Source organism: uncultured Brevundimonas sp. (genome assembly GCF_963974615.1).
Classification (GTDB): domain Bacteria; phylum Pseudomonadota; class Alphaproteobacteria; order Caulobacterales; family Caulobacteraceae; genus Brevundimonas.
On sequence record NZ_CAXBDH010000002.1, the window covers coordinates 54,561 to 69,477 of the forward strand.

The 14,917-nt window shown below is 67.1% G+C and carries 13 protein-coding genes; 5 read left to right on the forward strand and 8 right to left on the reverse strand.

The annotated features are described in order from the left end of the window. Positions 1 to 18: 18 nt before the first annotated feature. Entirely contained in the window at positions 19 to 1,263 is a 1,245-nt protein-coding gene (locus AAC050_RS01600) for a phage major capsid protein (RefSeq protein ID WP_339913293.1), read from the reverse strand. A gap of 197 nt (positions 1,264 to 1,460) precedes the next feature. On the opposite strand from AAC050_RS01600, the gene AAC050_RS01605 reads away from it, so the two are divergent. After that, a complete protein-coding gene (locus AAC050_RS01605; RefSeq protein ID WP_339913294.1) occupies positions 1,461 to 2,849 on the forward strand; it encodes a M20/M25/M40 family metallo-hydrolase in 1,389 nt (462 codons plus the stop codon). A 3-nt stretch (positions 2,850 to 2,852) separates the two neighbouring features. Here AAC050_RS01605 and AAC050_RS01610 read toward each other — a convergent pair whose 3' ends face one another. The 7 genes from AAC050_RS01610 to AAC050_RS01640 all read right to left on the reverse strand — a co-directional run bounded on the left by AAC050_RS01610 (position 2,853) and on the right by AAC050_RS01640 (position 9,361). After that, complete coding sequence (locus AAC050_RS01610) at positions 2,853 to 3,251, reverse strand: HK97 family phage prohead protease (RefSeq protein ID WP_339913295.1); 399 nt, start codon at positions 3,249 to 3,251, stop codon at positions 2,853 to 2,855. 95 nt (positions 3,252 to 3,346) lie between these two features. Continuing rightward, positions 3,347 to 3,577, reverse strand: coding sequence for a hypothetical protein (locus AAC050_RS01615; RefSeq protein WP_339913296.1), 231 nt, complete (start codon positions 3,575 to 3,577; stop codon positions 3,347 to 3,349). Continuing rightward, entirely contained in the window at positions 3,574 to 4,746 is a 1,173-nt protein-coding gene (locus AAC050_RS01620; protein WP_339913297.1) for a phage portal protein, read from the reverse strand. Before AAC050_RS01620 ends, AAC050_RS01615 begins: the two co-directional genes overlap by 4 nt. Positions 4,747 to 4,768: 22 nt before the next feature. After that, positions 4,769 to 6,016: a terminase family protein gene (locus tag AAC050_RS01625; RefSeq protein ID WP_339913298.1), complete on the reverse strand. Its 1,248-nt coding sequence runs from the start codon at positions 6,014 to 6,016 to the stop codon at positions 4,769 to 4,771. After that, positions 5,967 to 6,281: a hypothetical protein gene (locus tag AAC050_RS01630; RefSeq protein WP_339913299.1), complete on the reverse strand. Its 315-nt coding sequence runs from the start codon at positions 6,279 to 6,281 to the stop codon at positions 5,967 to 5,969. The genes AAC050_RS01625 and AAC050_RS01630 overlap by 50 nt, the downstream gene beginning before the upstream one ends. A 122-nt stretch (positions 6,282 to 6,403) precedes the next feature. Next, the gene (locus AAC050_RS01635; protein ID WP_339913300.1) at positions 6,404 to 8,821 is read right to left on the reverse strand and encodes a PAS domain-containing protein; all 2,418 of its coding nucleotides are present in this window, start codon (positions 8,819 to 8,821) and stop codon (positions 6,404 to 6,406) included. Positions 8,822 to 8,902: 81 nt separating this feature from the next. Then, a complete protein-coding gene (locus tag AAC050_RS01640) occupies positions 8,903 to 9,361 on the reverse strand; it encodes a YcgN family cysteine cluster protein (RefSeq protein ID WP_339913301.1) in 459 nt (152 codons plus the stop codon). Between the two features lie 73 nt (positions 9,362 to 9,434). On the opposite strand from AAC050_RS01640, the gene AAC050_RS01645 reads away from it, so the two are divergent. From AAC050_RS01645 to AAC050_RS01660, 4 genes are all read left to right on the forward strand, one after another. After that, positions 9,435 to 11,270 (forward strand): ABC-F family ATP-binding cassette domain-containing protein, encoded by a 1,836-nt coding sequence (locus AAC050_RS01645; protein ID WP_339913302.1) that lies wholly within the window; start codon positions 9,435 to 9,437, stop codon positions 11,268 to 11,270. Between the two features lie 615 nt (positions 11,271 to 11,885). After that, complete coding sequence (locus tag AAC050_RS01650; protein ID WP_339913303.1) at positions 11,886 to 12,917, forward strand: ABC transporter substrate-binding protein; 1,032 nt, start codon at positions 11,886 to 11,888, stop codon at positions 12,915 to 12,917. A gap of 471 nt (positions 12,918 to 13,388) precedes the next feature. After that, complete coding sequence (locus tag AAC050_RS01655) at positions 13,389 to 13,778, forward strand: hypothetical protein (RefSeq protein WP_339913304.1); 390 nt, start codon at positions 13,389 to 13,391, stop codon at positions 13,776 to 13,778. Then, on the forward strand, positions 13,775 to 14,869 hold the full coding sequence (locus AAC050_RS01660) for a DUF2336 domain-containing protein (RefSeq protein WP_339913305.1): 1,095 nt from the start codon (positions 13,775 to 13,777) through the stop codon (positions 14,867 to 14,869). Before AAC050_RS01655 ends, AAC050_RS01660 begins: the two co-directional genes overlap by 4 nt. The last annotated feature ends 48 nt before the right edge of the window (positions 14,870 to 14,917 follow it).

Here is a 14,917-nt window from a genome sequence, read left to right on the forward strand (position 1 = left end):
GGGAGAGGGGTCCTCGCCTCAGCTCACCGCGAACTTCATCACCTTGATGGCGTCGAAATTCTGCACGCCGCCGCCGACGCGCTTGGTCGTGTAAAACAGCACATAGGGTTTGGCCGAATAGGGGTCGCGCAGCACCCGCACCCCGGCCCGGTCGACGATCAGATAGCCGCGCTGGAAATCACCAAACGCGATGGCGGCACTGTCGGCGGCGATGTCCGGCATCGTCTCGATCTCGGTCACCGGATAGCCCAGCAGCGAGGCCGTCTCCCCCGCTCGCGTCGCCGGCTGCCAGATATAGTTGCCGTCGGCGTCCTTGAATTTGCGCACGGTCGAGACCGTCCGCCGGTTCATCACGAACCGCCCGTTGGGCCGATAGCGGGCCTTGGGCGCATAGACCAGATCGATCAGCCGGTCGGACGGGTTCGCCGCCGCGAAAGCCCCCGCCGCGCCCGAGGCCACATAGCCGATCTCGCCCCAGGCGTGGATCGACTCATCGACGACGGGATAGCTGAGAAAGCCCTTCGGCTTGTTGATCCCGTCACCGCTGACAAAGGCCGTGGTCTCCTGGGCCGCGAAGGCATCCTCGACCTCGCCCGCCAGCCATTCATCGAGGTTGATCATGGCGTCGTCCAGCAGGCTCTGGGTCGCCGCCGGCGAAGCGTAGAGATCGGCCGCCGGGAACTCCAGCAGGGCCAGGGTCGCCGGGTCCGTCTCGGGCCGCGGCGCGGTCTCGGCCACCCAGCCCGCCGTCACCCCGGCCGTCGACACCGGCTTGCGAAACACGCCCGCCCCGATGGTGCGCACTGTGGCGATCTCGCGCATCGGACTGCCCGCCATCAACCGCCGGTCGATGGCCCGCTCGGTCTCCGGCGGCACCACATAACCGCCCGAATCCGCCGCCAACGACAGCCCCGCCTTCAGCTCCAGCCCGTTCGAATTCCCGGTCTTCAGATAACCGTCAAACGCCGCCTTCGTCTCCTCCCCCTCATAGGGGGAGGTGGCCCGGCCAACGGCCGGGACGGAGGGGGCCAGTTCCGGTCGCCGCCCCTCGCTGACCACCCGGTCCAGTCGCGCCTGCGCCGCCCCCACCGCCTGGTCGATCCGCGCCACCTTGGCCTCCAGCAAGGGATCGGCCGCAGCCTTCTTCTCGATCTCGTCCAGCCGGGCGTCATTGGCCCCTTTGAACGCTTCAAAGGCCGCCATCATCTCATGCATGGCAGCGCGCGCCCCCGGCGTGGCCGGGGCCTGTTTGGTCTCTTTCATAGTGTCTCCGCTTGAAGGAAAGGCGGGCCCAGGCCACGCCCGTTTCACCCGACGGTCATCCGTCGCGGTTGTTCAGGAGGCACGAAGCCCCCTTCGCTCTGAGGTCCGCCCATTGCCCGGGCCGGATGGACAAGCGGCCGTCGACCGCTACTGTCCCGATCTGAAAGTAATGCTGACCGTCCGCGCCGGAGTCCCCCATGATCCGTACCCTCGCCGGCGGCACCGCCGCCCTCGCCCTGCTGCTGGCCCCGCTCGCGGCGACCGCCCAGGCGGCGGACCCGGCCGCCGACAATGCGCTCCACATCCTGACCCGCTCGATCGGCTTCCGCACCGTCGAGGGGGCCGGCCAGGTCCCGGCCTATGCCGCCTGGCTCAAGGGCCTGCTGGTCGATGGCGGCTATGCCGACAGCGACGTGCAAATCGAGTCCATCGGCGAAACCGCCGCCCTGATCGCCCGCTGGCCCGGCAGCGACCCCGACCTCAAGCCCCTCGTCCTGCTGGCCCATATGGACGTGGTCCAGGCCGACCCCGCCGACTGGACCCGCGACCCCTTCACCGCCGTGGTCGAGAACGGCTACGTCTACGGACGCGGGGCACTCGACAACAAGGCCGACCTGTCGGTGCTGGTCGCCACCCTGATCCAGCTGCGCCAGTCCGGCTGGACGCCGCGCCGCTCCATCGTCCTGGCCCTTTCGGGTGACGAAGAGACCGCCATGACCACCGGTCGCTGGCTGGCCCAGCAGCTTCGTGATGCCGAAATGGTGCTCAACGCCGACGCCGGCGGCGGCCTGCTGGCCGAGGACGGCACCCCCTCGGTCTACAAGCTGCAGGCGGCGGAAAAGACCTATGCCGACTATACGCTCACCGTCACCGACGCCGGCGGCCACTCCAGCCGTCCCGGGCCGACCAATGCCATCTATCGGCTCAACGCCGCCCTGACCCGGCTGGCCGCCTACAAATTCCCGGTCAGCTACAGCCCCATCACCACCGCCTATATCGCCGCTACCGGCCCGCGCGTGACCGGCCCGTCCGGGGAAGCCCTGCGCCGTCTGGCCGTCGATCCCGCCGACGCCGAAGCCATCGCCGTGCTCAACGCCGATCCCGAATATGTCGGCCTGATCCGCACCACCTGTATCGCCACCATGATCAACGGCGGCCACGCCCCCAACGCCCTGCCGCAGCGGGCCACGGCCAACGTCAACTGCCGCATCTTCCCCGGCACGACCATGGCCCGGATCCAGACCACCCTGACCGGCATCATGGCCGACCCCGGCGTCACGGTTGCGTATCAGGACTCCGGCACCGTCGACGCCCCGTCCTCGCCCCTGCGCCCCGACCTGACCGCCGCCATCACCGCCGCCGTCCACGCCCGCGCCCCCGGCCTGCCGATCGTCCCGACCATGGAGGCCGGCGCCACCGACACCATGCATTTCCGCGCCCTCGGCGTGCCCGGCTACGGCGTCTCCTCGGTGTTCATGAAGCCCTCGGACGACTTCGCCCACGGCCTCAACGAGCGCCTCCCCGTCGCCACCCTCGCCCCCGGAGTCCGCCAGTGGGACTCCCTGCTGCGCACCCTGGCGCAATAGGGGTCACACCACCGCGAACCGCGCCCCCGGCAACATCGGAAACGTTACCAGCGACACCTCCCACAGGTCGACCGCCACCAGCACCCGCAGCCGCCCCTCGCGCCGCGCCTTCGCAGCCCGGAAGCCGATCGACAGCCCGTCCAGCGCCCCGGCCCGGGAAAGCGCCGCGGCGAAGCGCGCCTCAGCCGACCAGTCCATGATCCGTCCCCGGACGAACAGGCCCCGGTCGTCCTCGACCAGCCTGTCCCAGACCCCGACCACCGCCCGCGCCTCATGCTGGTGCAGCATCCGCACCCCGTCGGCCCCGGTCCGGGCCAGACTGTCGGCGAAGGCCCCGCGCGCCACCACATCCCCGTCCAGATCGGCCACGCCCCACAGCGAGGCATAGCCGCTGATTTCCACACTCCCTCTCCCCCTGCGGGAGAGGGAGACCGCGCACGGCGGCGCAGCCGTCGTGCTGGCGCGGTCGGGTGAGGGGTCACGCTCGCTCGTCCCCCTCACCGCCCCGCCTCCAGCCGCCGCTCGATCCGTTCCACCGTCTGGCGCGTGGCGATGCCCTGTTCCTCCAGCCGCGCCAGCCGCTCGGCCACCAGTCGCTGCTCGCCGACCCTTTCCTCCAACGCCGCGATCCGCGCCGCCGCGCCCCCGGCCCAGACCAGCCCCCCGACCGTCTGCACCGCCAGGGCCACGACCAGGGCAGCCGGAATCCGCCACCCCGGCCCGTTCATTCGCCCACCCCCGCCATGCGCCGTCGCTCGGCATCGGTCAGGAAGCCTGCCGCCCCCAGCCGTGCCCACAGGGCATCGCGCTCGGGCTGCAGGGCCGGCACCCCGTCCAGATCCGGCGCGATCCGCGTGCCGGCAAAGCGCGGCCCCAGCCAGCCGGTCAGGGCCCCCGCCGTCTTGCGCACCAGCGGCGCGATCGTCCCCCGCCAGAAGGCGGTATTGGCCTCGCGATAGTTGGCATAGGTGGCGTCCCCCGGAATCCCCAGCAGCTGCGGCGGCACCCCGAAGGCCAGGGCGATCTCGCGCGCCGCCGCGTGTTTGCCGGCGATGAAATCCATCTCGGCCGGGGTCAGGCTGATCGGCTTCCAGTCCAGCCCGCCCTCCAGCAGCAGCGGCCGCCCGGCATTGGCCGCCCCCGTATAGGCGTCGCCCAGCTGGGCCTTCAGCGCCTCGAACTGTTCGGCGCTCAACCGTTCGCCGTCACGCCCGCTGCTGACCAGGGCCCCGCTCGGCCGGGCCGCATTGTCCAGCAGTGCCTTGTTCCAGGCCCCCGAGGCATTGTGCACATCGACAGCGCAGGCCGCCGCCTCCAGCGGCGAAAAGCCGTAATGGTCGTCGGTCGGGTGAAACAGCTTCAGATGCATGACCGGCATCCAGCCGTCGGCCCCGCGCCCAATCCGCAGCCGCCGCCCGTCGACCTCATAGACATAGGCCTCGGGCCAGCCGTGCCGCCCCGGCACCACCGCCATCCGGTCCGGCCTCAGACTCCACAATTCATCGGGAGCCCCGTCGCCGTCACCGTCGCCGGCCGCCTCAACATAGGCATTGCCCGCCGTCTGCAGCGCGCCATAGACGCCCTCCAGCCACTCCGGCCCCGACTGTTCCGGATTGGGCCGCGTCAGCAGTCGCGCCAGCGGATGGCCGTCATCGCGCACCCCGTCGCTGAACACGGCCAGCGGGGTCGAGGCCGCGGCCTCGGCGATCATCCGCACACAGCGATAGGCCACCGGATTGCGCCCGAACCCCTCGCGCGCCAGATGCGCATAGTCGCGCGGGGTCCAGCGTGGCCGCCCCGGCCCGGTCATGGCAATCAGGGCCCCGACCCGGCTGTCCTTGGTTTCGGGCGCGGCGATGCGCCCGCGACGGCCCCTCAGCCAGCGCAGTCCATTCATGTCTCGTCGTCCTTATTGATAGTCAGAGCGTTCGGATACTCGGCGTGCCGACCCGGTTCAGCAGCAGATGGCTGACGGCCCAGATCAGGGCGTCGGCCCGGTCCGGACTGTGCTCGCCCGTGCCCAGGCCCAGCCCCATCAGCTCGTCCTCCAGCTTTTCGAAATAGCCGCAGTGGATGACCTTGCCCTGATCGTAGAGCAGGGCCACCGGCTCGGCCCTGGCCCGTTTCGAGCGGGTGGCGAACACCGGCTTGATCCGCGCGCCGCATTTGGCGACCCGCAGCAGGTCCTCGACCATCTGGCCGCCCTGGTTGGTCTCGGCGATGACCCAGTCGGCCTCGTGCCGGGCCACGGTCCGCGCCACCGCATGGGCCCAGTCGCGCGGCCGCTTGCCACTGACGCTCTCGTCGGCCAGCACCCAGGCCTTCCCCTCGGCCAGCCCCACGACGACAATGCCGCAACTGTCCCCCTCGGCCGTCGTCGTCGGGTCCAGCCCGACCACCACCTTGCGAAAGTCCCGCGGCGTGCCCCCCCGGCAGCGATCCAGCAACTCCTGCGTCCACAGCGCCTCTCCCGACCCCAGGATCAGCCCGTCCACCTCCTGCGCCGCCAGCCTTGTGCCCCCGTACAGGGCCTCCAGCCCGGCCAGAAAGCCGCGCGACAGATTGCGCGCATTGACCCCGGTCGGCGCATGGGTCGAGACCGTGGTCGGCTCGGCCAGCAGTCGCGTCAGGGTCGCCATCGGCTTCGGCGTGGTGGTGATCACCAGCCGCGGATCGGCCCCCAGCCGCATGCCCAGCCGCAACATGGCCAAAGCATCGCCCGGTCGTTTCCAGGCGCAGAATTCATCCGCCCAGCCCGCGTGAAACTGCGGTCCTCTCAGACTTTCCGGATCCTCGGCCGAAAAGGCATGGGCCACGGCCCCGTTGGGCCAGACCAGCCGCCGCCGGCTGATCTCATAAACCGGTCGCCGGTGCGCAGGCGCGATGGCCCTCAACCCCGACGGTCCCTCGATCATCACCTCGCGCACATCGTGCAGGGTCGGACCGACCAGGGCCAGTCGCGCGCCGCGCGCCGCTTGCAGGGTCAGCCATTCGGCCCCGGCCCGGGTCTTGCCCGCGCCGCGCCCACCCAGAAACAACCACGTCGCCCAGTCACCATCGGGCGGCCGTTGCGCCAGATGAGACCAGCCCGCCCAGTCATGCTCGATCAGTCTCAGTTCATCCTGATCCAGACTGGCCAGAGCCCGTCGGATCCTCGGTGCGTCCATCGAGCGCAAGAATTCGATGCAGGAGGTCGTCCCTGAGCCGCTGTTCTCCGGCGGCGTCCAGTTGATCGTCATCGGCGTCCATCATGTCCTCTGGCGGGGACAATTGATCCACGACCCTGGCCGCCCGGGCCACGGTGCCGACCACCCGGGCGCGGCGCTCCAGCTCATTCAGCGACACCCCTTCCGTCGCGGCCATCAGCTCGCGTACCCGGGCCGCCAGCCCCTGTCCGGGGTGCCCCCCGCCCCAATCCCTTTTTCCCGCCATGCCCAAATCATAGGTCAGCAGCGTCCCAGGGCGGATTATTCGTCTGGAAAATCGATCAATCCCTTGCCGGACAACACATTGCGCGGCTGGATTCGGAGGAAGACCGTCGTGCGTGGCCGGACTCAGACCACCACAGCGAACGGGTCTTCCGGCACGGCGGGCGTCAGCCAGCTGGCCAGCGTCCTGGCCAGCTCGGCCACCTGGATCGGCTTGCCCAGATGTCCGTCCATGCCGGCCTCCAGACACAGCTCGACCTGTTCACGCTGAACATTGGCGGTCAGGGCCAGGATCGGAATTCGGGCGATCGGCCCGTCCATGGCCCGAATGACCCGGGTCGCCGCCAGACCATCCATCACCGGCATCTGCACGTCCATCAGCACCAGATCGTAATGCCCGGCCCGGATCGCCTCGACCGCCTCCTGCCCGTCACACACCGCATCGACCTCCAGGCCCAGCCCCCCCAGGATCGTACAGATCAGGTCGCGGTTCGCCGGGGCGTCATCGGCCAGCAACACCCGTCCGGCACAGGCCGACGGGACCTCACCCATCATTTCGTGGTGTGTGACGGTCTCAATTTCAGCCTCGGGCAACGGAACCTCAAACCAGAAGCTGGAGCCCACGCCCAACCGGCTTTTGACTCCGACTTCACCGCCCATTGTCTCGATCAGACGTTGCGAGATCGCCAGTCCCAGCCCGGTTCCCCCATAAATTCGGGTGGTGGACGTATCTGCCTGGGTGAAGCGATCGAAAACATCCGCCATCTGATCATCTGAAATCCCGATCCCGGAATCAATAACCTCCGCCCGCAAATTCCAGCGCCCTTCGGCACCTGGCCGGCCGCCGATCATCAGCTGGATCTCACCCTGGGCCGTAAATTTCACTGCGTTCGACAGGAAGTTCAGCAACACCTGTCGCAGGCGTCCCTCGTCCCCCGTCAGGGCCACAGGCAGAGCCGGATCAACCTCAACCGTCAGGGTCAGTCCCTTTGCCACGCACTGGGTTTCGATGATGGCAGCCGCGCCCCCGGTCAGAACCCGCGGATCAAAGGCGCGCAACTCCATCTCGGCAGCTCCGGCCTCCAGCTTGGAATAGTCCAGAATGTCATTAATCACGCTCAGCAGGGCTCCGCTGGCGGTATGAATGTGCTCGGCATGACCCTGCTCGACCGCCGGTAGACGATTGCTGGCCTGCAACAGACCCGAAAAGCCGATCACACTGGTCAGGGGCGTTCGCAGTTCGTGGCTCATATTGGCCAGAAATTCCGACTTGGCCTGAGCCGCGGCCTCGGCGCGATCACGCGCTTCCAACAGTTCAGCCTCAAGTCGTTTGGTCTTAGTGACGTCTCGCAACAGGTCCTGGATCTCCAGCGGACGGCCGTTCGCGTCCCAGGTCAGCTTGGGATGTCCTTCGAACCAGATCAGCTCCCCGCTCTTCTTGAACGTTCGCCACGCGACCCGGGGAGACGGCGCACCGGGTCCGGCCGCGACGTAGTCGGCGAACGCTGCCTTCATCGCCGGCAGGTCCTCGGGATGAACGAATTTGGAGTAGGGTTGCCCGACCAGCTCTTCAGGCCGGTATCCCAGAGCCACTTCGATGACAGGCGAGACATAGGTGAATATCCCGTCCACCCGGGTCATGGTGATGATGTCCGAAGAGTGCTCCGCCAGCAGCCGGTAGCGCGCCTCGCTCTGGATCAGCCGTTCATGCGCCCGGTCAGCGTCGGTCAGGTCCTGAAACACGCCGAACAGGGCACCGATGCTCCCGTCCTCCAGCCGTTCCGCGCCACCACGCGAGATCACGTGCCGCATCTCGCCATCGTCGCGGATCAGGCGAAGTCGGACCTCGAATCCTTCGCCGGTCTCACCCGCCCGCTGCAGCAGGCCTTCAAGCATCACCCGGTCATCCGGATGGTAATATTTCAGCGCGTCATCCAGTGACGGATTGAAGGTCTCCCGGTTGACCCCGTATATCCGATACACCTCGTCCGACCAGACGACCCGGTTCGTGGTCCGATCCAGGCGCCAGTGACCGATGCCGGTCACCGTCTCCGCCATCGCCAGCAATTGCAGCTGTTCGGCCTGGATCCTCGCCTCCGCCGCCCGGTCCACCATGTCCCCGGCGATCCGCGCGATCAATTTCAGATTCTCGAGCTGCGCGGGCTCCAGAGGGGGGTGGGTTTTCATATCCGCAACGCCCACGGCCCCGACCGCGACCCCGTCTGCATTGGAGATCGTCGCCCCGGCAAAAAAGCGCAGATAGGGCGGACCGACCACCATCGGATGGTGCTGGAATACGGGATGTTTGGTCGCATCCTCGATCAGCAGGATCGCGTCCGGCCCCATGCTCACCAGGACGTTGCTGACGGTAGAGCTACGCGGCAGGGAGTCTTCGCCCAGACCGACCTGGGAGCGAAACACCGCCTCATCGCCGACGACCACGGACACCAGCCCGACCGGCATGTTGAAGCTGCTGCACAGCAACGCCGTCAGTCGGCCGAACGGACAATCCAGATTCATGGCGGGTTCGCCATTGCTGCGCATTCACCGGCCCTCTGTGACGGATCGCGAATATCTTAATGCAGCACAGGAAAAGTTTTGGTTACCGTCACCGACGAATGCGGATCAGTCGCCGCGCTCGAGTTTCCACTCGGGAGCCTCGAAATCCAGCGCGTCTTCCGCCTTCTTCAGTGACAGTTCAGAAACCGTCTGCCCACGGATCGAAACGCCGGCGGAATGAACACTTTCGGGATCGCCCGACACCAGCGGGTGCCAGTCGGCCAGACCGCGCCCCTCGTGTACCCGGCGATAGCCACACGACAGCGGCATCCATTTCAGCGCCTCGATATTCCACGGCGTCAGCTTGATGCAGTCGGGCACCTGCTCGCGCCGGTTGGCATAGTCGATACAGCTACAGGCCTGGGTGTCGAACAGCTTGCAGTGCACCCGTGTCGGGGTGACTTCGCCGGTGTCCTCATCCTCGAACCGGATCAGACAGCACAGGCCACAGCCGTCGCACAGGCTCTCCCACTCCTCGCGGGACATCTCGGACAGGGTCTTGGTTTCCCAGAACGGCTTGGTCATCGGGCGGCTCATTACGCTGATCGGTCCGCTGTGTCTCGCGTCGGGCACATTCGCAGTCTATATGCCGCCTCCCATGGCAGCACGTCCCCCCCTCATCGCCCTCAAGGGCGTCCGTCTCCAGGACGGTCAACGTCCCCTGTTCGACGGCGTCGACCTCGCCATCGAGCCGCGCACCCGCGCCTGTCTCGTCGGCCGCAACGGTGCCGGCAAGTCCACGCTGATGAAGATCATCATGGGTCAGGTCGAACCCGACTCCGGCGAGCGCGCCGTCCAGTCGGGGGTCCGCTTCGCCTATGTGCCGCAGGAACCGGTCATCACCGGCGAGACCCTGCTGGACTATGCCGTCTCCGGCAAAGCCGAATCCTGGACCGCCGAAGCCTGGCTCCACACCTTCGGCCTCGATCCGGAAAAGCCCGCGCTCAACCTGTCCGGCGGCGAGATCCGTCGCGCTGCCCTGGCCAAGGCCTTCGCCGAAGAGCCGGACCTGATGCTGCTCGACGAGCCGACCAACCACCTCGACATCCTCGCCATCGAACTCCTCGAGGAAGAACTCATCTCGGCCCGCTGCGCCGTGCTGGTCGTCAGCCACGACCGCGCCTTCCTCAATCGGGTGACCCAGACCTGTCACTGGCTGGAAGGCCGTCGCGTCCGCAGTCTGAACAAGAGTTTCGACGCCTTCGACGAATGGTCGACCAAGGTCACCGAGGAAGAGGCTCAGTCCCTGCAACGGCTGACCAAAACCATCGAGCGTGAAACAGAGACCTTCTACCGCTCCATTACCGCCCGCCGTACCCGCAACGAGGGGCGGGCCCGCGCGCTCGACGCCCTGCGGGCCGACCGCAGCGAACGCATCAAGGACGTGCCGCGCGACCTGTATCTCGGTGTCGATTCCGGAGCCCTGTCGGGCAAGCTGGTCGCCGACCTCAAGAACGTCTCCAAGACCTTCGGCGAACGCACCGTCATCAAGCCCTTCACCACCCGCATCGTCCGCGGCGACCGGCTCGCCATCGTCGGCCCCAACGGGGCGGGCAAGACCACCCTGGTCAAGATCCTGCTCGGCGAACTCGCCCCCGACGAGGGCACCGTCAAGCTGGGTGCCAACCTCGAGCCGGTCTACCTCGACCAGTCGCGTGAGGGCCTGCGCAGCGACATGACCCTTTGGGACGCCCTGACCCCGGGTGGCGGCGACTCCATCCTCGTGCGCGGCGTGTCCAAGCACGTGGCCGCCTACGCCAAGGACTTCCTGTTCCAGGAAGGCCAGCTGCGCCAGCCGATCTCGACCCTGTCCGGCGGCGAGCGCAACCGCCTGCTGCTGGCCCGGGCCCTGGCCAAGCCGGCCAATATGCTGGTCCTCGACGAACCGACCAACGACCTCGACATGGACACGCTCGACAAGCTGGAAGAGCTGCTCGAGACCTATGACGGCACCCTGATCCTGGTCAGCCACGACCGCGATTTCGTCGACCGTCTCGCCACCTCGACCATCGCCATGAACGGCCGCGGCGACATCGTCGAAACCCCCGGCGGCTGGACCGATTTCATTCGCCAGAACCCCGGCTTCCTCAAGCCCGGCACCCACCAGCGCCCCCAGGACGCCGAGGCCCAGCGCCGCGCCGCCGCCAGCCCCGCCCCGGCCACGGTCACCGCTCCCGTCGCGGCGAAGAAGCCCGCCAAGATGTCGTTCAAGGACACCCACCGGCTCAAGGAGCTCGAGGGTCTCCTCGCCTCCCTGCCCGCCGACATCTCCCGCCATGAGGCCACCCTCGGCGACCCCGGCCTCTACGCCCGCGACCGCAAGGCCTTCGACCGCGCCACCGCCAACGCCGACCGCGCCCGCACCCAGCTCGCCGCCGCCGAAGAGGAATGGCTCGCCCTCGAGGCCCGGCGCGAGGCCCTGCAAAGCGCCTGACCGGACGAATTTTGACCGCTAGGTATTTGGTTGTGCACGCTCTCACAAACCTTTGGTATTTTGCGAAATTTTTGCGATCGTCCACCGATCTCCCTGCGAGATTGGTAAATTCATCCACCAAAGTGTCCACAATTGGCCGCCTCGCGGTGCTTGCGGGATCGACGGTTTGGAGCGAGCTTGATCAGGCCGAGGGACACGGCGGCGCGGAAAACCGGGGAGACCCGGAGTTCAAGCGGACCGGTCCGGCTCTCTGACCAAGGGTTCCTGACCTCTTCGGAGGATATGGAAAGACCGGGCAGGGTCCAGGCTCCCCGTCTTTAGCGCTTCGGTGCGGGACGACGGAGAACCAGACCGGGATCGATGGACGACGTCGGGGTCAAACCCGACGAAACGCCAAAGACTAGGAGCCGCCAGGAAACAGCTGACCATCACCGGGTTTACCCGCTGATGCTGACGCCAAGGCCCTGAACCTCAATGGCCAAGTCCCAACCCGGACTTGGCGAGGGGACGTAAGCAACGGTTCGACCGGGCGTGCGTCCCCTCGCTCAATTCCGGCACCGGAATTGCCGGTCGATCGCCTTTTCAATAGCGCAGCACCGCCCTAGGGTCTGACCCATGTCGCGGGATCAGAATCGCCCCTTTTTCATCAGCCGTCGCACCGTCCTCGCGGGCGCGCTGGCGACTGCGCCCCTGACGGCCTGCGGACGCTCCGAGGTGCCGGTCGATGAGGCGGGCCGGGTGCGCCTGCGCTTCGCCACCGACTGGTCTGCCCGGGCCGAGCACGGCGGCTTCTACCAGGCGCTCGCGGGGGGAGGCTATGAGCGGCGGGGCCTCAACGTCCAGATCGTCCAGGGCGCACCGGACGTGGACGTACCCGGCCTGCTGGCGTCCGGTGCCGTCGAGCTGGGCATCGGTTCCAACAGCTTCATCCCGATGAATCTCGCGGCTGAAGGGGCCCCGGTAAAGGCCGTCGCTGCCTTTTTCCAGAAAGACCCTCAGGCACTGGTGGCCCATGCCGAGCCGGCCCTGAAATCGATCGGCGACCTCAAGGGCCGGCCGATAATGCTGACCGGGACCGCCAGGACCACCTTCTGGCCGTGGCTCAAGGCCCGCTACGGCTTCACCGACGATCAACTCCGCGACTATTCCGCTGACCCCGCCATCTTCATCGACGATCGTCAGGCCGTACTGCAGGGCTATCTGACCTCCACCCCCTATTTGATCGAACAGGCCGGCGGGAAAGAGCCGAAGGTCTTTCTGCTCTCCGACGAGGACTATCCGTCCTATGGGTCGATCGTTCTGGCTCCGAACGCCTTCGCCCGCGACAATGCGACGGCCTTGCGCAGCTTTATCGCCGCCTCTGCAGAGGGTTGGCGCGACTATATTCACGGCGACTCTCGCGCCGCCGACGCCTTGATTCGTCAGGACAACCCCGGGGTGAACCAGGCCCTGCTGGATCAGTCGCGAGATCGGCTCCGCGATAGCGGCATCGTCGATGGGGGGGATGCCGCCCTCTACGGTCTGGGCACGATGACCGATGATCGCTGGCGAGCCTTTTTCGAGGTCGCGGCCGAACCTGAAGTCTATTCTTCGACCCTTAACTGGCGCGACGCCTTCACCATCCAGTATCTCCCCGGCCGGAGCTGATCCCGGTCTTCGGTAAATCGGTGAATTTCACTGCCCTCGTTAGCGACGGGTTAAGCTCGACCCGCCTACCATCCAGCTTCAGTCCCTGTAGCGGGAGCCGTTACTGTGCGTCGCGCCCTGACACTCGTTTGCATCTCCGCCGCCGCTGTCCTTTTGACGGCTGCGCCGGCCGCTGCCCAACAGTCACCGGGACGCACGGCCGGCACCGGTCAAAGCCTGGGCCTGCGGTATCTGTCATGGTCCGGGAAAACCGGCACTACAGATGAGAACACAACCCGAAGTCCGGTCGTTCCTACCCGGGAATCCGCGACCGGTCTGCGTCGACCGGCTCCGATTATTCCGCACGGGGGGACCCTCACGGTCGCTCGACCTATATCGTCTGATCGTGACCCGACCCCGGTCCGTGCCTGGACAGCACCGTCACCCCCAGCAGCGGTACCCGTCGCCGCGCCGCCGATCCCGACACGCTCCATGGATCAGGCCCCTGTCGCGGCCGTGACCACGTCGCCGGCCGCAGAAGCGGTCGCCGACCCGATGGCCCCGCGTAGCGATGCATTGATCTTCCGTATGCAGGCGTCTGCGCCTCAGACCCCGGCCACACCGGCGCTGACCGCGCCGGCTCGGTCCACGGGGCCGTCCCAGCAGGGTGCGCGCTACTATTCGGTACATCGCCAGAACGGTCGCCAACCTGACCCGACCCCCCTGCCTGCACCGGTCTATATCGACGCCCTGGCCATTGACCTGCCCGAGTCCCCGGCATCCCAGGACCTGGCGGCACCGCCCGAACCGCCGACCCTGATGCGAAACGCTGCGGGCCGCCTGCAAGCCCTACCCGACAACTCCACGCCAGACAGACCATGACCGGCACACTTTCTGACTCCCGTTTGCCCGAACTGATCGCTCTTGCCGAAGAAGGGTCCAGCGAGAAGCGCCGCACCCTCCTGCGCGAACTGACCGACCATTTCTTCGGTACCCCGCAACATACGGCGGCGGAAACGGCCCTTTATGACGCGGTGCTTGCCAAATTAGCGGGAGAAATGGAAACAGCTGTTCGGGCGGAACTGGCCGGTCGCTTTGCCACGACACCTGACGCCCCCGCTGGTCTGGTTCGCAGTCTTGCCAATGACGAAGCCCTGGTCGCCGTTCCGATCCTGCGCGCGTCTCCGGTTCTGAGCGACGAAGACCTTCTGGGCGTGGTCCGCACCAGCAGTCAGGAACATCTGCGCGCGATCTCAACCCGCCCGTCTGTATCGGAGGCGGTTGCCGACGGGATCGTCGAACACGGCGACGATGAAACCCTCGGGACCCTGCTGCGAAACGACGGGGCTCAACTGTCGCGCTCGGCGTCCGAGGCTGCCGTAGACCGGGCCAGGACCAACCCGACTCTTCATGAAGCCACCGTGGCCCGCCGCGCCCTTCCGGCAGATCTGCTGAACGATATGTATTTCGTGGTCGAGGCTCGTCTGCGGCAACAGATCCTCGAACAGAACGCGCGCATGGACCCCGTCCTGCTGGAAACCGCCCTCGCCGCCGGCCGCACCCGGGTGGCGACCGACGACGGGGCCCTGCCCGCCGACTACGCCGAGTGCCTGGCGACGGTCGAGGATCTCCGGGCCGCAAACCAGCTGACGGCACAGACACTGGCGCGCTTTCTTCGAACGGATGGACAGACGTCCTTCCTCATCGCCCTGTCACAGCTTTCGGACATCGACTTCCACACCACCAAACAGATCGTCGATCGCCGGGATCTGGATGCTCTGGCTGTGATCTGCCGCTCGGCCGATCTCGATCGCGCGCTGTTTCTGACCTATGCGGTCGTCTTGCTCAACAATGACGGCGGGGCCATGAGCAAGGCGCAGGAATATGCCCGGATGTACACCGACCTCACTCGTGATGCGGCCCAGAGAACACTTCGTTTCTGGCGCATGCGACGCGGTGCCCGGGCGGCCTGACCGACAAGCACGTCCCAAATAAAAACGCCCGTCTCCTCACGGAGCCGG